We start from the raw sequence: 20,974 nt of genomic DNA, 5'->3' as shown, positions 1-20,974 counted from the left end.
CCGCCGGCCGGCGCGCGAGCGCGGACCCGGCGGTGCAGGCAAGGTTCGAGTGATGTCCGACCAGCGAACTGGAGAGCACGCATGAAGCAGCAGCGAGCCGCCCGACCGTCCCTGGCCCTACCGCTCGCGGCGGTCGCCGCGAGCGCCCTCGCCCTCGGCGCCGTGCCGGCGAGCGCGGCGGCCTCCCCGCCGCCGTCCGCCGCGCCGTCGGCGGCATCGTCCGTCGCCCCGACCGCGGTGCACGGCGCCGCCGACTGCCGCCTGCCCGCCGCCGTCGGCGGGCTCGGCTCCGGGTTCCCGGTGGACGACCAGGCGCTCCCGGCCGTCGGCACGCTCAAGGCCGCGCTGCTGCTCGTGGACTTCGACGACCATCCGGCGTCCGCGGGCTCGGCCCAGGAGGCGCAGGCCAACCTGGCCTCGGGCGTCGAGTACCTGGAGCGGGTCTCGGGCGGCAGGCTGGACGTCACCACGACGACGTCGGACGGCTGGGTGCGGATGCCCGAGCCGTCCACGTCGTACCCGTTCGAGCGGGGCCTGAGCTACGAGGGCCACGTCCGCTACATCGGCGACGCGATCGCCGCGGCGGACGACACGTTCGACTTCACCGACGTCGACGTGGTCTGGGTGACGGCCACCAAGGAGGCGCCGAACATCACCTACTCGCCCACGACGAACTTCCTGGACGTCACCGCCGACGGCAACCACCTCACGCACGCCGTGACGTTCGGCTACGACCAGTGGCGCTGGGGCGGGCTCGTGCTGGCCCACGAGTCGGGGCACACGCTCGGCCTGCCGGACCTCTACCTGTTCGAGGCGCCGCCGGAGGACCCGGGCAACTACCACGCCGCGGTCGGCGGCTGGGACCTCATGGGCCTGATCTCGGGTGCGGGGCCGGAGTACTTCGCCTGGCACCGGTGGCAGCTCGGCTGGCTGGACGACGACCAGGTGGTCTGCGCCGGCCAGGGGCGGACGACGTCCGCGCGGCTGGCGCCGGTGGCACGCTCGGGTGACGCGAGCCCGGGGCAGGACGCGATGGTGGTGTACCCGCTGTCGGCGACGCGCGCCGTCGTCGTCGAGAACCGGCAGCCCGTGGGTTACGACGAGGGCATCGGCGCGCGAGGCGCGCTGGTCTACACGGTCGACACGTCCGTGCGGTCGGGCGAGGGCCCGGTCCGGGTGGTGGACGCGACGCCGGGTTCGGCGGGCGGCCTGGACGACGCCCCGTTCGCGGCGGGCTCGTCCTGGACCGAGCCGACGACGGGCGCGGTGCTCACCTTCCGCGCCGGCCCGGCGGGCACGCTGCGCGTCACGGTCACGCCCTGACGCACGTGTCAGACGTACAGGTCACCCGGGTGACCTGTACGTCTGACACGGCCGGGCCCGGCCGATGTCAGTGGCACCGCATAACGTCGGGTCATGAGCGACCCTCGGCCCTTCACCATCCATGTCCCCGACCAGGTCCTGACCGACCTGCGCGATCGCCTGGCGCGCAGCAGGATCCCCGAGGACTCGCCCCGGCGTCCGCCGTCGGGCATGACGTCCGGCTACCTGCGCGAGCTCGTCGACCACTGGATCGGCTGGGACTGGCGGGCGCGTGAGGCCTGGCTGAACGGGCACCCGCAGTTCCTCGCCGAGATCGGCGGCGCGGACGTGCACTTCGCGCACCTCCGGTCGCAGGAGGCCGGTGCGCCGGCGCTGCTCGTGCTGCACGGGTGGCCGCACACGTTTGCGCTGCAGCTCGACTTCGCCGACCTGCTTCCGGAGTTCGACGTGGTGGTCGCGAGCCTGCCCGGCTTCGCGTTCTCGACGCCGTACGCGGACGGCGAGATGTCGGAGACGCGCCTGGCCGCCACCATGCACGCGCTGATGACCGACGTGCTCGGCTACCAGCGGTACTTCACCTACGGCGAGGACGTGACCGCGAACGTCAGCGATCTCATCGCCGCCCGGTATCCCGAGCACGTGGCGGGCATCGTCGCCACCCACGCCCACTTCCCCACCACCGAGGAGCGCACGACCCTCGACGACCCGGAGGTCAAGGAGTTCTTCGACGGCATCACCGCCCGGCACGGGACCGACGGCGCCTACGGCCACGTCCAGGCCACCCGGCCGGACACGCTCGCGACCGCCCTCAACGACTCCCCCGCCGGCCTGCTGGCCTGGCTGACGGAGAAGCTCGTCGAGTGGAGCGACACCCCGCCCGGCGACCCGCGCGCGGTGGAACGGCGCATCTCCCGGGACCGGATCCTCACCGAGGCGACGATCTACTGGGCCACCCAGACCATTGCGTCGTCGTTCCGCCCCTACTACGAGGGCGCCGACCAGCCCGGACCGATCCCGCCCACGACGGTGCCCGCGGCCGTCCTCGTCCAGCGGCACGAGGGCACGTACCCCGAGTCGCTCGCGCGCCGCCACTACCTCGACCTGCGGGTGTTCGACCGCCTGACGCAGGGCGGGCACTTCACCGTCGGCGAGGTGCCCGAGGAGATGGCGGCGCGCGTGCGGGAGTTCGTCCGCTCGGTCGGCGCGGGGTGAGCCACGCGCCGGGCGCGGGGCTGCCGGGCTCAGGCCGTGGGGCTCAGGCCGTCGGCTCCAGCCGGATCACCGGGAACTTGCGGTCGGTGTGGGTCTCGTACACCTTGGCGTCCGGCCAGTACTCGGCCCAGATCCCGTAGAGCCGCTCCCACTCGGGCGCCGTCGGGCGCACCACGGTGGCGGTCGCCCGCAGGGTCTGGCCGCCCACCTCGATGGTCGTCTCCGCGGCGCCGTCCTCCACGTTGGCCACCCACGTCGGGTCCTTGGGCGCGCCACCCATCGAGCCCACGACGAGGTAGGCGTCGCCGTCCGTCGCGGCCACCAGCGGCGTCACGTACTGCTTGCCGCTGACCCGTCCGACGTGGTGCAGGAGCAGCAGCCGCTTGCCGTCGAAGTGCCCACCCGCGACGGGCGCGTTCACGACGCCCGCGTTCGCCCTGAACGCCTCGATGATCTCGGTGTTCATGTCAGTCATCTTGTCCTCCTCGGACCTCCGTCGGCCCCCCGGCCGACCTAACCGGACTTTACCCCGCTTATGCCGTTCCCGATAGCATCCGGAGCATGAGCACGCCGATGACGTGGGGCACACCGCAGCCCGAGCGGGCCGACGCCGCCCGCAACCGTCAGGTGCTGCTCGCCGCCGCCCGCGAGCTCCTGGCCGAGGCGGGGCCGGACTGTCTCACGATGGACCTCCTGGCCGAACGCTCCGGGCTCGGCAAGGGCACGGTTTTCCGCCGGTTCGGCTCCCGGGCCGGCATCTTCCAGGCCCTGCTCGACGACAGCGAGCGCGAGCTGCAGGAACGGGTGCTCAGCGGCCCGCCGCCGCTCGGCCCGGGGGCACCCGCGATCGACCGGCTCATCGCCTACGGCACGGCGCGGGTCCGCTTCCTCGCCGACCACCACGCCGTCGCGCGCGCCACGATCGACGGCCGGCACGCGGCCGGCCGGCGTCGGCCCCTGTCCGAGATCCACCTGCGGGTGCTGCTGCGCGAGGTCCACCTGCCGGGCGCCGACATCGAGGTACTCGCGGGCCAGCTCGCGTACGCGCTGGACGGCCCGCTGCTGCTCCAGCTCTTCGCCGGCCCGGAGCTGGAGGGGCCGAAGCCGACGGCCCGCTTCGAGGCGGGCTGGCGCGACCTGGTCGAGCGGGTGTGCGGGGTGTCGGGGGCGTAGGCAAGTCCCGGCCGGGCACCGGACACGTCAGGCGTGCGTCGGTGCCTCGTGCCGGGCGTGCTCGGCGGGTTCGAGCTGGAAGGTCGAGTGCTCCACGCGCACGTCGAACTGCGTGGCGACGCATCTCTGCAGCGCGTCGAGCACAGGCGGCGCCTGCCCGTCCCGGAAGCACACGTCGCGCACGACGACGTGGGCGCTGATGGTCGGCAGGCCGGTCGCGACGAGCGAGGCGTGCAGGTCGTGCACCTCCTCGACGTGCTCGACCTCCAGCAGCCGGGCCCGCACCTCGTCGAGGTCCATGCCGGGCGGGGTCGACTCCAGCAGCACGCTCGCGGAGTCGGCCAGCAGCCGGGCGGCGCGCGGCAGGATGAGGACGGCGATGACGAGCCCCGCGACGGCGTCGGCCCGCTCCCAGCCCGTCGTCGCGATCACGACCGCGGCCACGATCACCGCCACCGAGCCGAGCGCGTCGTTGACCACCTCCAGGAACGCGGCGCGCAGGTTGAACGACGCCGAGCGGCCGCCCGCGAGCACGAGCAGCGCCACCACGTTGCCCACCAGGCCGACGACGCCGAAGACGAGCAGGCCCGGACCGGGCGCCTCTGCCGGTCCGACCAGGCGGCTCACGCCCTCGACCAGGGCGTAGACGCCGACGGCGAGCAGCACCGCGGCCTGCGCCAGCGCGGCCAGGATCTCGGCGCGCCGGAACCCCCAGGTCCGGCGGGACGACGGCGGCCGCAGCGCGAGCGACGCCGCCCCGAGCGCGATGGCGAGGCCCGCCACGTCGGTGAGCATGTGCGCGGTGTCGACCAGGAGCGCGAGGCTGCCGGTGAGCAGGGCGCCGACCGCCTGGGCCACGAAGACGGACGCCGTGATGCCGAACGCGACGGCCAGGCGGCGCCGTCCGCCGGGGTCGCCGTGGGCGCCGTGGTCGTGGGTGTGGCCCCCGGGACGGTGGCTGTGGCTCACGACGCCGCCCCCGACGCCGTCGTCGCAGCCTGCGCCGCCGCCCCCGTCGGGTGCACCGCGGAGCCGTCCACGCCGTAGACCGGGCACAGGGCCACGGCGTCGCCGGTCAGCGCGAGGAGCTTCTCGGCGGACGCGAGGACCGCGAGCGTCGCCTCCGGGTGGGTCAGCGAGAACACCGACGCCCGGCCCTGCGGGCGGGACTCGACGAGCCCGCAGTCCCGCAGGCAGGCCAGGTGCTTCGACACCGTGGACTGCGCGAGGCCCAGGTGGCCGGTCAGGTCCACCACGCGGTGCTCGCCGAGGGCCAGGTGCTGCAGGATCGCCAGCCGCGACGGGTCCGAGAACCCGTGGAACAGGCACGCCGCCACGACCATCGCCTCGGACTCCCGGGCCGCGACATCGCCCGTAACCTCTGTCATCGCCATGCGACGATGCTACCAGCCGCTCGTCTCCCCTTTCGGGTCGGCTCAGGCTCGGGTCGGCTCAGGCCACCGCCCGCGCCCGCCACGCCGTTGCCGTCGCGTCCAGGACGTCGTCCCACGGCGTCGGCCGGACGCCGAACACCCCGGTGGTCTCGGCCGCGTCCGCCACGAACGGCCGGTCGTACTGGTAGAGCACGCCCAGCGCCTCGCGCAGCAGCGGCACCACCAGGCCCCCGGCCCGCAGCACCGCGCGCGGCACGCGGCGCAGCCGGGGCTCCCCGGTCCCGGCCCGCGCACCCAGCTCGCGCAGCACCTCGCGGACGGTCGCGGGCGGGTTGGACGGCACCAGCCACGGCGAGCCCCAGGCCCGGTCGTCGGCGCCGAGCGCGACGAGGGTCGCGGCGACGTCGTCGACCGCCGTCCAGGTGTGCGGCTGGTCCGGGTCGGCCATGACCGAGGCGGGCCGGCCCGCGAGCGTCGCCGCCGCGTACATGGGCAGCAGGCCGTGGGAGGCGGGGACGGTCGGCCCGATGTAGTCGGAGGCGCGCGCCTCGGTGGCCCGCACCCGCCCGGCACGATGGGCGACGAGCGCTTCCTGCCACAGCCGCGCCCGGAGCCGGCCCTTGTGGTCCGACGCCGCGAGCGGCAGGCCGCGGGTCATCAGCCCGTCCACGGGGCCGTAGCCGTAGAGGTTGCTCAGCGTCACGAGCACCGCGCCGGAGACCTCGGCCGCGTGCAGCACCGCACCCGCCAGCGGGGGCCAGCCGCGCTCCCACGCCTGGTACGAGCCCGGGTTCGCGCAGTTGTAGAGCACGTCCGCCCCCCGGGCGGCCGCCGCGAGCGCCGTCGCGTCCGTGGCGTCGAGGGCGATCCGCTCCACGCGGGGGTGCTCGGGGCCGCCGCCGGAGCGGGTCACGACCCCGACGGAGCGGCCGGCACGCGCCAGCCGGAGGGCGAGCGCTGTGCCGACAGGCCCGGCGCCGAGGACGAGGTGGGAGGTCATGGACCCAGGGTCCCATCCATATTGGTCAGACAGGTTCGCGACTTGTATGATCGGTAGAACATCCCGCCGCAAAGGAGCGCCATGACGTACCAGCCCGACGCCATCCGGACCGTGCAGCTCTCGACTGTCACGCTGCCGCTGGCCACCGCCATCTCCGACGCCAAGGTCTTCACCGGGCGGCAGAAGCCCATGACCGAGGTCGTGTTCCTGTTCGCGGAGATCACCACCGAGCAGGGGTTCGAAGGCCTCGGCTTCTCCTACTCCAAGCGCGCCGGCGGACCCGCCCAGTACGCGCACGCCAAGGAGGTGGCGCAGTCCGCGATCGGGGAGGACCCCAACGACATCGCCAAGCTCTACACGAAGCTGCTCTGGGCGGGCGCGTCGGTCGGCCGTTCCGGAGTGGCGACCCAGGCGCTGGCCGCCGTCGACATCGCCCTCTACGACCTCAAGGCGAAGCGCGCCGGCCTGCCGCTGGCCAAGCTGCTCGGCGCGCACCGCGACTCCGTGCGCACCTACAACACCTCGGGCGGGTTCCTCAACGCGAGCATCGAGGAGGTCAAGGAGCGCGCGAGCAGGTCGATCGCCGAGGGCATCGGCGGCATCAAGATCAAGGTCGGCCTGCCCGACGGGCGCACGGACCTCGCCCGCGTCGCCGCCGTCCGCGAGCACATCGGACCCGACGTGCCGCTCATGGTCGACGCCAACCAGCAGTGGGACCGCGGCACCGCCCTGCGCATGGGCCGGCGCCTGGAGGAGTTCGACCTCGTCTGGATCGAGGAGCCGCTGGACGCCTACGACGCCGAGGGCCACGCGGCGCTGGCCGCCGCACTGGACACCCCGATCGCCACGGGCGAGATGCTCGCCTCCGTGGCGGAGCACGAGCGGCTCATCGCGACCCGCGCGTGCGACATCATCCAGCCGGACGCCCCGCGCGTCGGCGGCATCACGCAGTTCCTGCGGCTGCTCACGCTCGCCGACCAGGCCGGGCTGGACCTCGCGCCGCACTTCGCGATGGAGATCCACCTGCACCTGGCCGCCACCTACCCGCGCGAGCCGTGGGTGGAGCACTTCGACTGGCTCGACCCGCTGTTCAACGAGCGGCTCGAGACCAAGGACGGGCGCATGCTCGTGCCGGACCGCCCCGGCCTGGGCGTGACCTTCAGCGAGCAGGCCCGCGCCTGGACCACGGAGACCGCGGTCTTCGGCCCCGCCTGACACGTCGGGTGGGGTCGGCGGGATCGAGATGGAAGCATGAGGCCATGGCCCAGACCCTGAGCGGCACCCTCGTGGAGACGCTGCGCACGCGCATCGTCAACGGCGACATCGCCCCCGGCGAGAAGCTGCCGAGCGAGCCGCGGCTCGCCGTCGAGCACCAGGTCAGCCGTACGGTGGTCCGCGAGGCCATCGCGCGCCTGAACCTGGAGGGCCTGGTCCACACCCGCCGCGGCAGCGGCAGCTACGCGCTCACCCCACCCACCGAGGACGACGACGGCGCGCCCGTCGCCCGGTCCCTGGCCGACCGCCTCGCGCTGGTCGAGTACCGCATCGCGCTGGAGACCGAGGCCGCCGCGCTGGCCGCCGTCCGGCGCACGCCCGCGCAGCTCGCGGCGCTGGCCGACCGGCTGGGCGCGCTGGCGTCGTCCGACGGGCATCCCGCCACCGCGATGCAGCACGACTTCGCGTTCCACCGCCTGGTGGCCGAGGCCGCGGGCAACAGGTTCCTCCTGGAGGCCCTGGACCGGCTGGGCCCGCAGATGATCGCGATGCCCCGCGGCCGGCTGGACACGCACGAGGCCACGGCGCAGGACGGCGGCCGCTTCACCGCCGTCGTCCAGGAGCACCGCGCCGTGCTCGACGCCCTGGACGCACGGGACCCGCAAGCCGCCGCGGCGGCGATCCGCACCCACCTGACGTCATCCCGCCGCCGCCTCCTGATGGAGTCGGGAACACGTTGACCACAGCGGTTCCTGCCAGGAGGGCCACCCCTCTGGCAGGAACCACTGTGGTCAACGCCGGGCCGGCGGACGCCGGCGGAGCTGGGCGGACGGTGGCCGGACGGGTCAGCGCGGGGGCTTGACCGCCAGGACCGGGTGCTCGGCCTGGAGCAGGATGCGCTGCGCCACCGAGCCCATGATGAACTTGCCCACCGTGCTGCGGCGACGCAGGCCGATCACGATCAGCGAGGCGTCGTGCTTCTCGGCCAGGTCGAGGATCTCGTCCGTGAAGTCGTCACGGTGGGTGCCGCGCACGAGCTCCGCCCGCACCCCAGCCCGCTCCGCCTGCGCGAGCACGCGGTCGAGGTCCTCGTCGGCGGCGACCGTCGACTCGACCAGCGAGCCCTCCCGCGCCGAGTTCACGACCAGCAGGTCCTCGTCCCGGAGCCCCGCCTCGACGATCGCCGCCTGCACGGCGGCCTCCCCCGCGGGCGTGGGGACGTAGCCAACGACGATGCTCATACGGACTCTTCCTCTCGGTTCTTCGCCGACGCACCGGCGTCCGGCGCACCAGCAACATCCCCGCCCGCCCGCCGGTCGCGGACGGCACGGATCAGCGGCAGCACGGCCACCACCACGAACACCACCAGCAGCGTCGCGGAGATGGGCCGCGTGAAGAAGCCTGCGGCGGACCCGTCGAACATCAGCAGCGAGCGCCGCAGGCTGGACTCCAGCAGCGAGCCCAGCACGAACGCCAGCACGAGCGGCCCCGGCTCGAACCCGAACTTCTTCATCAGGTACCCGACGGCGCCGAAGACGACGACCAGCAGCACGTCGAACACCGAGTTGTTGATGGTGTAGGCGCCGACCATCGTGATCAGGGCCGTCACGGGCGCCAGGATCGCCGCGCGCACCCGCAGGATGCGCACGAACACGCCCACCAGCGGGATCGACATGATGAGCAGCAGCACGTTGCCGATGTACATCGAGTTGACCACGCCCCAGAACAGCTCGGGGTGCTCGGTGACGAGCTGCGGGCCCGGGGTGATGCCCTGGATCAGGAGCGCGCCGAACATGAGTGCCATGGTCGCGTTGGCGGGGATGCCGAGCGTGAGCAGCGGGATGAACGAGCTGGTCGCGGCGGCGTTGTTCGCCGTCTCCGGCCCGGCCACGCCCTCGATCGCGCCCTTGCCGAACCGGCTCGGGTCCTTGGCGCGCTTCTTCTCCGCCGCGTAGGCGGCCATGGAGGCGATGGTCGCGCCGCCGCCGGGCAGGATGCCGAGGAAGAACCCGAGCACCGAACCGCGGGTCACGGCACCCGACGACTCCTTGAGGTCCTTGCGCGACGGCCAGACGTTGGCCACCTTGCCCGGCGCGTGCACCGCGCGGTGCCGCTCCTCCAGGTTGTAGAGGATCTCGCCGAGCCCGAACAGGCCCATGGCCACGGGCACGAAGTCGATGCCGTCGGCCAGGCTGAGGTTGTCGAACGTGAAGCGTTCGGCACCCGTGAAGGCGTCGCGCCCCACGGTGGCCAGCAGCAGCCCGATCGCCGCGGCGATCAGCGCCTTGAGCCGCGCGCCGGACGCGATGGTCGAGACCAGGAGGATGCCCAGCAGGGCCAGGGCCGCGTACTCGGGCGGCCCGAAGTCGAGGGCGAAGCCGGCCACGACCGGGGCGAGGAAGGTCAGCCCGACGATGGCGACGGTGCCACCGATGAACGACCCGACGGCAGCGACGCCGAGCGCCGTGCCCGCCCTGCCCTGTCTGGCGAGCGCGTGCCCGTCCAGGACCGTGACCACCGAGCTGGCCTCGCCGGGCAGCCGGAGCAGCACGGACGTGATGGTGCCGCCGTACTGGGCGCCGTAGAAGATGCCGGCAAGCATGATGATCGCGGTGACCGGCTCCACGCCGTACGTCAGCGGGAGCAGGATGGCGATGGTGGCTGCCGGGCCGAGGCCCGGCAGCACCCCGATGAGCATGCCGATGACCACCCCGAGCAGGCAGTACAGGAGGTTCGTCGGTTCGAGCACGACGGCGAAGCCGGCGGCTACGTTCTGCAGTGATTCCACGTGCGTTTCCCTTGCGGATCAGACCTGCGGTGCGGTCAGAAGAGGTGCGGGACGTTGGTGCCGAGCGCCCCGACGAAGACCCCGTAGAGCACCCCGACGACGAGCACCGAGTACAGGACGGCGGAGCGCCAGGACTCGCCGCCCAGGAACTTCATCCAGATCAGGCTCAACAGCAGGGCGGGGATCTCGAAGCCGATCACCGGCAGCAGCGCCACGAGCCCCAGGAGGGTCGCGAGGCCGACCAGGGAGAGCCACGAGTAGCGGGAGAACTTCTCCCCGTCGCCGCCCCGCCGTCCGACGACGACCTGGGCGAGCGACAGCACCACCACGGCGACGCTGATCGCGAGCGGCCACAGGCCGGCACCCGGCTGGGTGGGCGTGCCCAGCCCCAGCCCGACCGCCGTCACGGCGCCCACGACGCCGATCGCCGTCGTGACCAGGCTGGCCGCGAGGTTGGCGACCGGCCCGGCGGGCGGCGGCGTCTCCTCGGCCCACTCGTCGGCGAGGGCCTGGGCCGGGTCGGCGGGCGCGACGGCGGCTCCGCCGTCCGCCCCGCCGTCCGGCTTGCCGTTCGAGCTGCCGTCCACGCGTGCCTCCTTGGTTCCCGTTGCCACGAGGGATCAGCCCTCCGCGAGGCTGATGTCGTACTCCTCGGTGAGCGCCCGGTACTTCTCCGCGAGCTCGGACCACTGAGTGGTGACCTCTTCGCCCGAGATCTCGTGCGGGGTCAGCAGGTTGTTCTCGTTGAACGACGTGTAGGCGTCCGAGGCGATGGCGGCGTCGATCGACTCGACGAGCCGGGCCTTGACGTCCTCCGGCAGACCCTTCGGGGCGGCCAGGGCGCGGTACTGCGACACGGGCACGTCGTAGCCCTCCTCGACGGCGGTCGGCACGTCGGGCAGGAACTGGTTGCGCTCGGCCGAGAAGGCCAGCAGCGGCACGACCTTCCCGGCGTCGATCTGCGGCTTGGCCTCGCCGAGCTGCACGGTGGCCACCTGCACCTGGTCGCCGACGACGGCGGTGAGCGCCGGCGAACCCGAGTCGAACGGCACGGCCGTGCCGTCGATCTCCGCCTGCGCGAACAGCGCCGCCTGGGCGAGCTGCGAGCCGGTGCCCACGCCCGTGGTGCCGTACTTGATCTCGCCGGACGCGCCCTTGAGGTCGTCCAGGTTCTCGAACCCGGAGTCCACGCTGGCCAGCAGCACGTAGTCGTCCTGCGAGAGTCCCTTGAGGACGTCGAGCTTGCCCAGGTCCACGGCCTCGTCCTCGGACACCGCCAGCGGCGTGATCGTGATGAGGGAGGCGTTCAGCAGCACCAGCTCGTACCCGTCGGCGGGCTTGCCCGCCACCTCCTCGGTCGCCACGGCGCCGTTGGCCCCGGCACGGTTGACCACCGGGACCGCCACGCCGAGGTCCTCGGCCATGCCCTCGGCCACGGCCCGGGCGATGAGGTCGGTCGACCCGCCGGCGTCCTGCCCCACGGTGATCGTCACCGGGCCGGACGGGAAGTCTTCGCCCTCGCCGCCCCCGGCGGCACCCACGTTGCCGCCGCACGCGGCGAGCGTCAGGGCGGCGAACGCGGCGGTGGCGCCCAGCGCGACCTTGCCGGCGCGCGGGCTGGTGCGCGGGCTGCGGCGCGGGTTTCGGGGGGTAGGAGTTGTCATCACAGCTCTCCTCGTTGAGATCTCCGACGGGCAGGTGCCGGTCGGGCGTTGAGCATAGGAAGCCCATACGATGCCTGTCTAAGCCTCTTACTGCATTGCTTGATTCTCGGAATGCATCAATTCCCGGAAAGGCCATCGTGTACACCCTCGATCAGGTCCGCTGCTTCCTCGCCGTGGCGGAAGAGCTCCACTTCGGCCGCGCCGCGGAGCGACTCAACATGACCCAGCCGCCGCTGAGCCGGCAGGTCCAGAAGCTGGAACGTGCCGTCGGCGTCCCCCTGCTGGAGCGCGACAACCGGCACGTCGAGCTGACGACGGCGGGCGCGGTGTTCCTCGAGGAGGCCCGCCGCCTCCTGACCGCCGCCGACGCCGCCCCCGCGCTCGCCCGGAAGATCGCCGCGGGCCGGGCCGGCGTGCTGCGTCTCGGCTTCACCGCCGCCTCCGGGTTCAGCCTGCTGGGCACGCTCGTGCAGGAGATCGCCGAGTTCATGCCCGACGTCGACCTCGACCTCCAGGAGCTCGTCACGATCGAGCAGATCGAGGCGATCCGTCGCGGCGAGCTCGACCTGGCGCTCGGCCGGCCGCCGTTCGACCAGGAGAGCTTCGACTCCCGGCTCCTGCTGTCGGAGGACCTGGTGCTGGCCGTGCCGCCCGCGCACCCGCTGACCCGGCTGGACCGCCCCGTGACCGCCGCCGACCTGCGCGACCAGCCCGTCGTGGGGCACCACCCCACCAAGGCCCGGTACTTCTACGACATGGTCGTGCGGTACATCGCCGTCGAGCACAACAACGTGGTGCACGTCGTCAGCCAGATCCTGACGATGTGCTCGCTCGTGGCCGCGGGCCGCGGCGTGGCGTTCGTCCCGGAGTCGGCCCGGCTGCTCGGGCTGCCGGGCGTGACGTTCGTGGAGCTGGACGTGCCGCACGGCGTCGTCGAGCTGCACGCCATCTGGAACCGGGACTCGAAGAACCCGGCCCTCCACGAGTTCCTCCGCTTCCTCCATCCCTCCCGTTGAGTGCTGGATTTTCGCCCTGTCGAACCGGTTCGAGAGGGCGAAAATCCAGCACTCAACGAAGGTGTGATGCAGGGCCAGCATGAGTCGATGCCGTTTTGGGCTTGGACAGGCATCGTGGACCGTTCCTACCGTGGCGCCGAGACCTAGCCCGACCAGTCGCCATCGTCGACGTCTGTCACAGGAGGGGGCCACCTTGGCCACGTATGCACCGCAGGAGCTCGCCGTCGCCCTCAAGGACGGGCTGCTGTCGTTCCCCGTCACGCCGTTCACCGCGGACGGCGCGATCGACGAGCAGCGGTACCGCGACCACATCGACTGGCAGTCGAGCTTCCGGATCGGCGGCCTCTTCGCCGCGGGCGGTACGGGCGAGGGCTTCAGCCTGACGCCGCAGGAGTCGGCCCGCGTGGTGCGCCTCGCCGTCGAGACCGCCGCGGGCCGCACCCCGGTGCTCGGCAGCGCGGGCGGCAACACCGCGCAGGCGATCGACAACGCCCGCGCCGCGCAGGACGCCGGCGCCGAGGGCCTCCTGCTGCTGCCCCCGTACCTGACCGAGGCCGACCAGGACGGGCTGCTGGAGCACGCCTCGGCGGTGTGCGCCGCCACCGACCTCGGCGTGATCGTCTACAACCGCGGCAACGCGATCTACTCCGCGACCACGGTCGCCCGGCTGGCCGAGCGCCACCCCAACTTCATCGGGTTCAAGGACGCGATCGGCGACATCGAGCACCTCACGCGCGTCTACGCCACCAACGGCGACCGGCTCTTCTACCTGGGCGGCCTGCCCACCGCCGAGACCTACGCCCTGCCGCTGCTGCAGCTCGGCATGAGCACCTACTCGTCGGCCATGTACAACTTCGTGCCCGAGTTCGCCCTCGAGTTCTACCGCGACGTCCGCAACCTGGACCACGCGTCGGTCACCGAGAAGCTGCGCCGGTTCGTGCTGCCCTACCTCGACATCCGCGACCGCACCAAGGGGTACGGCGTCTCCATCGTCAAGGGCGGCATGAAGGCCGTCGGCCGCGACATGGGCAGCGTGCGCGCGCCCCTCCAGGACCTCACCGCCCAGGACCTCGCCGACCTCTCCGCCCTGATCGACGCCGCCGGGGTGCGCCCCGCCGCGGCCGACGCCGCCGTCGACACCCTGGCCGGCTGACCCGAACGCACCAAGGAGACATGCGATGACCCAGCTCACCGGCCACTCGATCGTCGCCGGCACGCCCCTTGCGGGCACCGCCGGCACCTTCGCCGGGCAGGACCCGGCCACGGCCCAGGCGCTCAAACCCGCCTACTCCCTGCTCGACGAGGCGCAGGTCGCGCAGGCGACCGCGGCCGCGCAGGAGGCGTTCGCCTCCTTCTCCGCGCTCGCGCCCGAGCCGCACGCCCGCTTCCTGGAGCAGGTCGCGGCCAACATCGAGGCGATCGCGCCCGACGTCGTCGCACGGGCCATGCGCGAGACCGGCCTCCCGGCGGCCCGCCTGACGGGCGAGGTGGCCCGGACCACGAACCAGCTCCGCCTGTTCGCGCAGGTCGTGCGGCAGGGTGACCACCGCGGCGTGCGGATCGACCCCGCGCTGCCCGACCGCACTCCCCTGCCGCGCGCCGACATCCGGCAGCGCAAGGTGCCCGTCGGTCCGGTGGCCGTGTTCGGCGCCAGCAACTTCCCCCTCGCCTTCTCCACCGCGGGCGGCGACACCGCCTCCGCTCTGGCCGCGGGCTGCCCCGTGGTGGTCAAGGCGCACAACGCGCACCCCGGCACGGCCGAGCTGGTGGGCCGCGCGGTGGCGGACGCCGTCGCCTCGTCCGGCCTGCACCCCGGCGTGTTCTCGCTGGTCTACGGGCCGGGCAAGGTCGTGGGCCAGACCCTCGTGTCCGACCCCGCGATCCAGGCCGTCGGGTTCACCGGCTCCCGCGGCGGCGGCCTCGCGCTCGTCGCGGCCGCCGCGGCCCGGCCCGTGCCGATCCCCGTCTACGCCGAGATGAGCTCGATCAACCCCACGATACTGCTCGACGGCGCCCTCGCGGGCGACGTCGACGCCCTGGCCGCCGCGTACCTCACGTCGGTGACCGGCTCGTCGGGCCAGCTCTGCACCGCCCCGGGCCTCGTGTTCGTGCCGGACGGCGAGCGCGGCGACGCGTTCGTGGCCGCCGCCGGGCGCGCCGCCGCGGCGGCCGCCGGCCAGACCATGCTCACCGACGGCATCGCGCAGGCGTGGCAGGACGGCGTCGACGCGCTGGCCGCGCAGGACGGCGTCTCGCTCGTGGGGGCCGGATCGCCGGGCGCGACACGGAACGCCCCCGCGCCCGCGGTGTTCGCCAGCGCGGTGCCGACCCTGCTGAGCAACCCCGTGCTGCAGGCCGAGATCTTCGGCGCGGCCTCGCTCGTGGTCCGGTACGCCGACGCCGCCGAGCTGCTGTCCGCCGTCGAGCGCCTCGAGGGGCAGCTCACCGTGACGCTGCACCTGACCGAGGACGACCGCGAGACCGCTGCCGCCCTGCTGCCCGTGCTGGAGCGCAAGGCCGGTCGCATCCTGGCCAACGGCTGGCCCACCGGCGTCGAGGTGGGGCACGCGATGGTGCACGGCGGCCCGTTCCCCGCGACGTCGGACGGGCGCACCACCTCGGTGGGCACGCTCGCGATCGAGCGGTTCCTGCGGCCCGTGGCCTACCAGAACCTGCCGGAGTACCTGCTGCCCGAGCCGATCCGGTCGGACAACCCGTGGCACCTGACGCGGCGGGTGGACGGCGTGCTCGACGTCGTCCTCGGTGCCACGGACCGCGACGTCACGGACGCCGACGTCGCGGAGGCCGCCCGGTGAGCGCGCACCCCACGATCGCCCGCGTCGAGGTCGTGCCCGTCGCGGGCCACGACTCGATGCTCCTGAACCTGTCCGGCGCGCACGCCCCGTTCTTCACGCGCAACGTCGCGATCGTCACCGACTCCGACGGCCGCACCGGGCTGGGCGAGGTTCCCGGTGGGGAGAAGATCCGGGCCACGATCGAGGAGGCCGGCGCGATCGTCGTCGGGCAGCCGGTGGCGCGGTACCGCTCCCTGCTGCGCGACGTCGCGCGGGCCTTCGCCGACCGCGACGCGGGCGGGCGCGGGCTGCAGACCTTCGACCTGCGCACCGCGGTGCACGCGGTCACGGCCCTGGAGTCCGCGCTGCTGGACCTGCACGGCCAGGACCTGGGTGTGCCCGTGGCGGAGCTCCTCGGCGACGGCGTCCAGCGCGACGCCGTGCCGATGCTCGGCTACCTCTTCTACGTGGGCGACCCGGACGCGACCGACCTGCCGTACCTGCGCGGGGACGACGAGCCCGACGCGTGGGGGCGGCTGCGCCGCGAGGAGGCCATGACGCCCGACGCCGTCGTGCGGCTGGCCGAGGCCGCCGCCGAGCGGTACGGCTTCACCGACTTCAAGCTCAAGGGCGGCGTACAGGCCGGCGACCTGGAGGTCGACACCGTCGTCGCGCTCAAGGAGCGCTTCCCCGACGCGCGGATCACGCTCGACCCCAACGGCGGCTGGCTGCTGGACGACGCGATCCGGCTCGGCCGGCGGATGCGCGGCGTGGTCGCCTACGCCGAGGACCCCTGTGGCGCGGAGGGCCGGTTCTCCGGCCGCGAGGTCATGGCCGAGTTCAAGCGCGCCACCGGGCTCCCGACGGCGACCAACATGATCGCCACCGACTGGCGGGAGATGGCGCACGCGGTGCGCGCGGGCGCCGTCGACATCCCGCTGGCCGACCCGCACTTCTGGACCATGGCCGGCTCCGTGCGGGTGGCCCAGCTCTGCCACGAGTTCGGGCTCACCTGGGGATCGCACTCCAACAACCACTTCGACATCTCGCTGGCCATGTTCACGCACGTCGGCGCGGCGGCCCCCGGGGAGATCACGGCGCTCGACACGCACTGGATCTGGCAGGACGGACAGGGCCTGACCACGGCCCCGCCGCGGATCGAAGGCGGCGCGATCCAGGTGCCGACGACGCCGGGGCTCGGCGTCGAGCTGGACCGCGAGCGCCTGGCCGCCGCGCACGAGCTGTACCTGAAGCACGGGCTGGGCGCCCGCGACGACGCCCTGGCGATGCAGTACCTGATCCCGGACTGGACGTTCGACCCGAAGCGCCCGTGCCTCGTCCGCTGAGTGCTCCACGGGGTCGGCGATGAGCGGGGTGCTGCTCGGGTTCGCGATCGTGCTCGTGCTGGTGGGTGTGGGGTTCGTGGCCGCCTGGGCGCTGCCCGGCGAGGCGCGCGCCATGCAGCGCGGCATCGCACCGCTGGTGTACTACATCACCAACCCGGCGCTGATGTTCCTGCTCATGTCCGACGCCGACCTGGGCGCCGTGCTGCGTACCTACACGCCGATCGCGCTGATCACCGCCGCGGCCACGGGGCTGCTGTACGCGGTGGTCGCGGGCGGGCTGCTGCGGCGGCCCGCCGGGCCGGTCGCGGCCGGTGCGATGGCGAGCTCGTACGTGAACGCGGGCAACATCGGCGTGCCGATCGCGCTGTACGCGGTGGGCACCGCCGCCCCGGTGGTGTCGGTGCTCATCGCACAGCTCCTCGTGGTCGCGCCGGTGTACCTGTCGGTGTTCGCGTGGTGCCGGCACCGGGCGGGGCGGGCGGGCCGGTTCGTCGACCCCGACGGCGCGGGCGACGCGGGTGCGGTCGAGGCCGCCGACGTCGAGAGCGCCGGCGAGGCCCGCTCGCTCGGCGCCACCCTCGCCCGGTCGCTCGCCAACCCGGTGACGGTCGCGACGGGGCTCGGGCTGCTGGCCGCGGCGTTCTCCCTGGACCTGCCCGCGGTACTCGGGCAGCCGGTCGAGATGCTCGGCCACGCCTCGGTGCCGCTGCTCCTGCTGCTGTTCGGCATGTCGCTGCGGGGGCAGCGGCCGCTGGGCCGCGAGGCGCGGGCCGAGGTGGTGCTGGGCACCGTGCTCAAGACCCTGGCCATGCCGGCGCTCGCGTGGGGGGTCGGCCGGTTCCTGTTCGGTCTGGACGGCCTGGACCTGCTGGGGGTCGTGCTGATGGCGGCGCTGCCCACGGCGCAGAACGTGTTCCTGTTCGCGGGTCACTTCCGCCTGGCGACGACGTCGGTCCGCGACATCACGCTGGTGAGCATGCTGCTGGCGCTGCCGGTGTCGCTGGTGATCACGGTGCTGCTGGGCTGACGACGCAGGTTCTACGACCGGCGTCGGCGGGGCCTGCGATCGTCCCGGACGCCGAACCGCCGCGCGCGCGAGAAGGTCGAGAACTGCTGACGGAGGCCCCCGAACATCACCGCCTCGGCAAGGCAGACTCCGACGACCAGAGCCCAGAGGGGCGACGGGCGCGCGATACCGACCGTGTCCCACGGCCCGCCGGCCGCAGCGACGGCCGTGACCAGGATGACGGCGAAGCCGATCATCCCCGCGAGCAGGATCGGCACGAACACGATGCTCCACCGCACCTCGGTACGGGTCGGTGCCGTGTCCTGCTCGGACGGTGATCCCATGATCTGCCTCTCCCCGGAGCCGCGAGCGCTCTCTCTCGCCGCAGGACACCTTACGAGACGGATCGCCCGGATTCAGCCCCGGGTGATCCCACCCAGCAGGTTGCCCACCAGCGCGTCGGCGAAGGCCTCGGTGACCGGTTCGTCGGGCACCAGCAGCCGGTGGTAGACGGCGCCCCAGAGCTGGTCGACCACCACCTGCACGTCGACGTCGTCCCGGATCTGCCCCAGCTCCTGCGCCGCGCGCAGCCGGTCCCCCGCGAGGCGCCGCCGCTCGGAGGAGTACAGCGTCCGGTAGGCCACGGCAAGGTCCTGGTCGGTCTGGGACTGCCCGATCAGCTCCGTGAGGAGCCGGCCCGCGGGCGTGGTGGTCATCAGGTGCACGAACGCGCGGAGCTGGTCGCGCAGGTCGGTGCGGATGTCACCCGTGTCGGGGAAGGCGAGCGTGTGCTCCACCGCGTGGAAGTAGCCGTCCAGGGCGAGCGCCCCCCTGGAGGGCCACCACTTGTAGAGCGTCGTCTTGCTGACGCCGGACAGGCGCGCGACCCGCTCGAACGTCAGGTCGGCGATGCCGTCGGCCAGCAGCACCTCGCCGACGGCCCGCAGCACGTCGGCGCGCACCTCGTCGGCCGGCCGCCGCCCACGCCCCCGGCTGCGCGCCTCGGGCCGCTCGGCGGCGGACGCCGTCGCCTGGTTCGTCATGTCCCCTCCTCCTGAGCTCCCGCGAGTCTAGGTGGCCTCGCGTCGCCGACCTGCTCGATCGGCAGGGTGTCGGGTGATCGGCAGCTCGGACTGCCGATCACCTGACCTGCTCTGCTACCGATCACCCTGCTCAGCCCCGTCCCCGCCCCGCACCGTGAGCAGGTCCGGCAGGCCGACCCGGTCGAGGAACTCGCGGCGGGTCCGGTCGGCGAGGTCCGAGACCGCCTCGGAGCCGTCGTCGGCCGGGTCGATGTGCACCCGGTACGGCCGCTGCCCGGCGGGCAGGGCCACGATGCGGGCGATCTCGTCGGAGACCAGCGACACGTCGGCGTCGGGCGCCAGGGCCGCGAGCTTCTCCGCGACCTGACCCATCAGCCCGGCGTACCGGGTCTCGTAGTCGGCCTCCACCGCGGTGTCGGCCGGGTGGCCCGCGTGCGCGAAGTGGTTGGTGCCGCTCGTGAACGAGCCCGGCACCACGATCGACGTCTCCACGCCCCAGCGGGCCAGCTCCGCGGCGTACGACACCGCGAGGGAGTCCATGCCCGCCTTGGCCGCGAAGTAGGGCGCCAGGTACGGCGGGGTGCCGCCCTTGACGCTGGAGCTGGAGACCCAGATCACGAGCCCCGCGCCGCGGCGGCGCATGCCGGGCAGGACCGCCCGGTTCACGCGCTGGGTGGACAGCACGTTGACGTCGTAGAGCTGCGCGAGCTGCTCCGGGGTGAACGCCTCGGCCGGGCCGACGACCATGTGCCCGGCGTTGTGGATCAGCACGTCCACCTGCCCGTGCTCGGCCTCGATCTGCTCGACCGCGCGGTCGACCGACTCCTGCGAGCTCACGTCGAGCTCGACCGGCCGCAGGTCCGCCCCGTGCGCGGCCGCCCACTCCCGCGCGGCGTCGACCTGCGGCGCGTTGCGCCCCTCGGTCTGCCGCATGCCCGCGTAGACGGTGTGGCCCGCGGCGGCCAGGGCCCGCGCCGTGAGGGCTCCGAACCCGCTCGACGCTCCGGTGATGACGACGACGGCGCTCATGCCAGGCCTCCGTTGGTGTAGATGACCTGTCCGTTGACCCACCGTGCGGGGCCGGCCAGGAAGGCGACCGTCTCGGCGATGTCCTCGGGCTGGCCGAGGCGCTCGAGGGGCACGGCGTTCGCCAGGTTCTGGATGGTCTGCTCGTCCTTGCCGTCCAGGAAGAGCGGGGTGGCCGTGGGGCCGGGCGCCACCACGTTGACCGTGATGTCCTTGCCGCGCAGCTCGCGGGCCAGGATCAGCGTCATGCCCTCGACGGCGGCCTTGCTGGCCACGTACGCGGCGTAGGCCGGGAACTGGGCCCGCACCACCGACGTCGAGAAGTTGATCAGGGCGCCGCCTGCGCGCAGCCGGTTCGCGGCGAGCTGGGCCACGACGAACGTGCCGCGGATGTTGGTGCGGTGCATGCGGTCGAGGTCGGCCAGGTCGAAGCTCGCGACCGGGCCGAGCAGCATGATGCCGGCCGTGTTGACCACGACGTCGACGCCGCCGAACGCCGCCTCGGTCGCGTCGAACGCGGCGGCCATCGCGACCTCGTCCGCGACGTCCCCGCCGACGGCGATGGCCTGGCCGCCGGCGGCCTGGACCTCGGCGACGACCTCGTCCGCCCGGGCCTGGTTGCCCGCGTAGTGCACGGCGACGGCGTAGCCGTCCGCCGCGAGCCGTCCGACGACGGCGCGGCCGATGCCGCCGGACCCGCCGGTGACGAGCGCGACACGCGTGGTGCCGGTGCTGCTGGTCTCGGTACTGGTGCTCATGGGGTGCTCCCTGGTCTCGATGTGGACTGTGCGTCCATATAAACACAGAAGTGCACGCGCCGTCCATATATTCCCGCACACCGGTCCCGGAGCGAACGGCAAGAGGTCCGCCTCCAGCTGGCGATCCCGCATGCTCCGAGGTCGGAGAACATGCCTGATCGCCTGCTGGAGGCGGACCTGGTCGGACGGCGGCCGGGGTACCCCCAGAGTTCCCC

The 20,974-nt window shown here is 73.3% G+C and carries 22 protein-coding genes; 10 read left to right on the top strand and 12 right to left on the bottom strand.

Annotation, left to right across the window (positions count from 1 at the left end; genetic code table 11):
• The first annotated feature begins 81 nt into the window (after positions 1-81).
• Positions 82-1,323, top strand: coding sequence for a M6 family metalloprotease domain-containing protein (locus tag AB0I29_RS05740; protein WP_357479115.1), 1,242 nt, complete (start codon positions 82-84; stop codon positions 1,321-1,323).
• Between the two features lie 93 nt (positions 1,324-1,416).
• Entirely contained in the window at positions 1,417-2,535 is a 1,119-nt protein-coding gene (locus AB0I29_RS05735) for an epoxide hydrolase family protein (RefSeq protein WP_357479112.1), read from the top strand.
• Between the two features lie 43 nt (positions 2,536-2,578).
• Here AB0I29_RS05735 and AB0I29_RS05730 read toward each other — a convergent pair whose 3' ends face one another.
• Positions 2,579-3,010 (bottom strand): nitroreductase/quinone reductase family protein, encoded by a 432-nt coding sequence (locus AB0I29_RS05730; protein ID WP_285106991.1) that lies wholly within the window; start codon positions 3,008-3,010, stop codon positions 2,579-2,581.
• Between the two features lie 86 nt (positions 3,011-3,096).
• Between AB0I29_RS05730 and AB0I29_RS05725 the strand changes: the two genes are divergently transcribed.
• Positions 3,097-3,708 (top strand): TetR/AcrR family transcriptional regulator, encoded by a 612-nt coding sequence (locus AB0I29_RS05725; protein ID WP_357479109.1) that lies wholly within the window; start codon positions 3,097-3,099, stop codon positions 3,706-3,708.
• A 27-nt stretch (positions 3,709-3,735) separates the two neighbouring features.
• Here AB0I29_RS05725 and AB0I29_RS05720 read toward each other — a convergent pair whose 3' ends face one another.
• From AB0I29_RS05720 to AB0I29_RS05710, 3 genes are read right to left on the bottom strand one after another with little or no spacing between them, the layout of a single operon-like run.
• A complete protein-coding gene (locus AB0I29_RS05720; RefSeq protein WP_357479106.1) occupies positions 3,736-4,677 on the bottom strand; it encodes a cation diffusion facilitator family transporter in 942 nt (313 codons plus the stop codon).
• Positions 4,674-5,102: a metalloregulator ArsR/SmtB family transcription factor gene (locus AB0I29_RS05715; RefSeq protein ID WP_357479103.1), complete on the bottom strand. Its 429-nt coding sequence runs from the start codon at positions 5,100-5,102 to the stop codon at positions 4,674-4,676. The genes AB0I29_RS05720 and AB0I29_RS05715 overlap by 4 nt, the downstream gene beginning before the upstream one ends.
• A 58-nt stretch (positions 5,103-5,160) precedes the next feature.
• Entirely contained in the window at positions 5,161-6,102 is a 942-nt protein-coding gene (locus AB0I29_RS05710; protein ID WP_357479100.1) for an NAD-dependent epimerase/dehydratase family protein, read from the bottom strand.
• 81 nt (positions 6,103-6,183) lie between these two features.
• On the opposite strand from AB0I29_RS05710, the gene AB0I29_RS05705 reads away from it, so the two are divergent.
• Positions 6,184-7,317, top strand: coding sequence for a mandelate racemase/muconate lactonizing enzyme family protein (locus tag AB0I29_RS05705; RefSeq protein WP_285106982.1), 1,134 nt, complete (start codon positions 6,184-6,186; stop codon positions 7,315-7,317).
• A gap of 44 nt (positions 7,318-7,361) precedes the next feature.
• On the top strand, positions 7,362-8,057 hold the full coding sequence (locus AB0I29_RS05700) for an FCD domain-containing protein (RefSeq protein WP_285106980.1): 696 nt from the start codon (positions 7,362-7,364) through the stop codon (positions 8,055-8,057).
• 105 nt (positions 8,058-8,162) lie between these two features.
• Here the strand turns inward: AB0I29_RS05700 and AB0I29_RS05695 are convergent, their stop codons facing one another.
• From AB0I29_RS05695 to AB0I29_RS05680, 4 genes are read right to left on the bottom strand one after another with little or no spacing between them, the layout of a single operon-like run.
• Positions 8,163-8,558 (bottom strand): universal stress protein, encoded by a 396-nt coding sequence (locus AB0I29_RS05695; protein WP_285106978.1) that lies wholly within the window; start codon positions 8,556-8,558, stop codon positions 8,163-8,165.
• Positions 8,555-10,105, bottom strand: a complete 1,551-nt coding sequence (locus tag AB0I29_RS05690) for a tripartite tricarboxylate transporter permease (protein ID WP_285106976.1) — start codon at positions 10,103-10,105, stop codon at positions 8,555-8,557. The genes AB0I29_RS05695 and AB0I29_RS05690 overlap by 4 nt, the downstream gene beginning before the upstream one ends.
• 35 nt (positions 10,106-10,140) lie before the next feature.
• Complete coding sequence (locus AB0I29_RS05685) at positions 10,141-10,692, bottom strand: tripartite tricarboxylate transporter TctB family protein (protein WP_357479095.1); 552 nt, start codon at positions 10,690-10,692, stop codon at positions 10,141-10,143.
• A 33-nt stretch (positions 10,693-10,725) separates the two neighbouring features.
• Positions 10,726-11,769, bottom strand: coding sequence for a tripartite tricarboxylate transporter substrate binding protein (locus tag AB0I29_RS05680; protein ID WP_285106972.1), 1,044 nt, complete (start codon positions 11,767-11,769; stop codon positions 10,726-10,728).
• 137 nt (positions 11,770-11,906) lie between these two features.
• Here AB0I29_RS05680 and AB0I29_RS05675 point away from each other — a divergent pair, with 137 nt between their 5' ends.
• From AB0I29_RS05675 to AB0I29_RS05655, 5 genes are all read left to right on the top strand, one after another.
• On the top strand, positions 11,907-12,785 hold the full coding sequence (locus AB0I29_RS05675; RefSeq protein ID WP_285106970.1) for a LysR family transcriptional regulator: 879 nt from the start codon (positions 11,907-11,909) through the stop codon (positions 12,783-12,785).
• Positions 12,786-12,978: 193 nt separating this feature from the next.
• Positions 12,979-13,938 (top strand): 5-dehydro-4-deoxyglucarate dehydratase, encoded by a 960-nt coding sequence (gene kdgD, locus AB0I29_RS05670; protein WP_357479091.1) that lies wholly within the window; start codon positions 12,979-12,981, stop codon positions 13,936-13,938.
• A gap of 25 nt (positions 13,939-13,963) precedes the next feature.
• Positions 13,964-15,601, top strand: coding sequence for an aldehyde dehydrogenase (NADP(+)) (locus tag AB0I29_RS05665; RefSeq protein ID WP_357479088.1), 1,638 nt, complete (start codon positions 13,964-13,966; stop codon positions 15,599-15,601).
• A complete protein-coding gene (locus AB0I29_RS05660; protein ID WP_357479085.1) occupies positions 15,598-16,926 on the top strand; it encodes an enolase C-terminal domain-like protein in 1,329 nt (442 codons plus the stop codon). Before AB0I29_RS05665 ends, AB0I29_RS05660 begins: the two co-directional genes overlap by 4 nt.
• Positions 16,927-16,945: 19 nt before the next feature.
• A complete protein-coding gene (locus tag AB0I29_RS05655; RefSeq protein WP_357479082.1) occupies positions 16,946-17,953 on the top strand; it encodes an AEC family transporter in 1,008 nt (335 codons plus the stop codon).
• An 11-nt stretch (positions 17,954-17,964) separates the two neighbouring features.
• Here AB0I29_RS05655 and AB0I29_RS05650 read toward each other — a convergent pair whose 3' ends face one another.
• The 4 genes from AB0I29_RS05650 to AB0I29_RS05635 all read right to left on the bottom strand — a co-directional run bounded on the left by AB0I29_RS05650 (position 17,965) and on the right by AB0I29_RS05635 (position 20,759).
• Positions 17,965-18,276, bottom strand: coding sequence for a hypothetical protein (locus AB0I29_RS05650; protein WP_285106961.1), 312 nt, complete (start codon positions 18,274-18,276; stop codon positions 17,965-17,967).
• A 72-nt stretch (positions 18,277-18,348) separates the two neighbouring features.
• A complete protein-coding gene (locus AB0I29_RS05645) occupies positions 18,349-18,975 on the bottom strand; it encodes a TetR-like C-terminal domain-containing protein (RefSeq protein ID WP_121381955.1) in 627 nt (208 codons plus the stop codon).
• A 114-nt stretch (positions 18,976-19,089) separates the two neighbouring features.
• The gene (locus AB0I29_RS05640) at positions 19,090-20,004 is read right to left on the bottom strand and encodes an SDR family oxidoreductase (RefSeq protein WP_357479077.1); all 915 of its coding nucleotides are present in this window, start codon (positions 20,002-20,004) and stop codon (positions 19,090-19,092) included.
• Entirely contained in the window at positions 20,001-20,759 is a 759-nt protein-coding gene (locus AB0I29_RS05635) for an SDR family oxidoreductase (RefSeq protein ID WP_357479073.1), read from the bottom strand. Before AB0I29_RS05635 ends, AB0I29_RS05640 begins: the two co-directional genes overlap by 4 nt.
• Between the last annotated feature and the right edge of the window lie 215 nt (positions 20,760-20,974).

This window comes from Promicromonospora sp. NPDC050262 (genome assembly GCF_040655935.1).
Taxonomy (GTDB): Bacteria; Actinomycetota; Actinomycetes; order Actinomycetales; family Cellulomonadaceae; genus Promicromonospora.
The sequence above is the reverse complement of the archived record's forward strand: the minus strand, read 5'-3'. Positions and strand labels throughout refer to the sequence as shown.

Excerpts from the sequence above, each read along its gene's own strand:
- AB0I29_RS05740 (WP_357479115.1), top strand. The coding sequence starts at position 82 with ATGAAGCAGCAGCGAGCCGCCCGACCGTCCCTGGCCCTACCGCTCGCG.
- AB0I29_RS05735 (WP_357479112.1), top strand. The coding sequence starts at position 1,417 with ATGAGCGACCCTCGGCCCTTCACCATCCATGTCCCCGACCAGGTCCTG.
- AB0I29_RS05730 (WP_285106991.1), bottom strand. The coding sequence starts at position 3,010 with ATGACTGACATGAACACCGAGATCATCGAGGCGTTCAGGGCGAACGCG.
- AB0I29_RS05725 (WP_357479109.1), top strand. The coding sequence starts at position 3,097 with ATGAGCACGCCGATGACGTGGGGCACACCGCAGCCCGAGCGGGCCGAC.
- AB0I29_RS05715 (WP_357479103.1), bottom strand. The coding sequence starts at position 5,102 with ATGGCGATGACAGAGGTTACGGGCGATGTCGCGGCCCGGGAGTCCGAG.
- AB0I29_RS05710 (WP_357479100.1), bottom strand. The coding sequence starts at position 6,102 with ATGACCTCCCACCTCGTCCTCGGCGCCGGGCCTGTCGGCACAGCGCTC.
- AB0I29_RS05705 (WP_285106982.1), top strand. The coding sequence starts at position 6,184 with ATGACGTACCAGCCCGACGCCATCCGGACCGTGCAGCTCTCGACTGTC.
- AB0I29_RS05700 (WP_285106980.1), top strand. The coding sequence starts at position 7,362 with ATGGCCCAGACCCTGAGCGGCACCCTCGTGGAGACGCTGCGCACGCGC.
- AB0I29_RS05695 (WP_285106978.1), bottom strand. The coding sequence starts at position 8,558 with ATGAGCATCGTCGTTGGCTACGTCCCCACGCCCGCGGGGGAGGCCGCC.
- AB0I29_RS05680 (WP_285106972.1), bottom strand. The coding sequence starts at position 11,769 with ATGACAACTCCTACCCCCCGAAACCCGCGCCGCAGCCCGCGCACCAGC.
- AB0I29_RS05665 (WP_357479088.1), top strand. The coding sequence starts at position 13,964 with ATGACCCAGCTCACCGGCCACTCGATCGTCGCCGGCACGCCCCTTGCG.
- AB0I29_RS05655 (WP_357479082.1), top strand. The coding sequence starts at position 16,946 with ATGAGCGGGGTGCTGCTCGGGTTCGCGATCGTGCTCGTGCTGGTGGGT.
- AB0I29_RS05650 (WP_285106961.1), bottom strand. The coding sequence starts at position 18,276 with ATGGGATCACCGTCCGAGCAGGACACGGCACCGACCCGTACCGAGGTG.
- AB0I29_RS05645 (WP_121381955.1), bottom strand. The coding sequence starts at position 18,975 with ATGACGAACCAGGCGACGGCGTCCGCCGCCGAGCGGCCCGAGGCGCGC.
- AB0I29_RS05640 (WP_357479077.1), bottom strand. The coding sequence starts at position 20,004 with ATGAGCGCCGTCGTCGTCATCACCGGAGCGTCGAGCGGGTTCGGAGCC.
- AB0I29_RS05635 (WP_357479073.1), bottom strand. The coding sequence starts at position 20,759 with ATGAGCACCAGTACCGAGACCAGCAGCACCGGCACCACGCGTGTCGCG.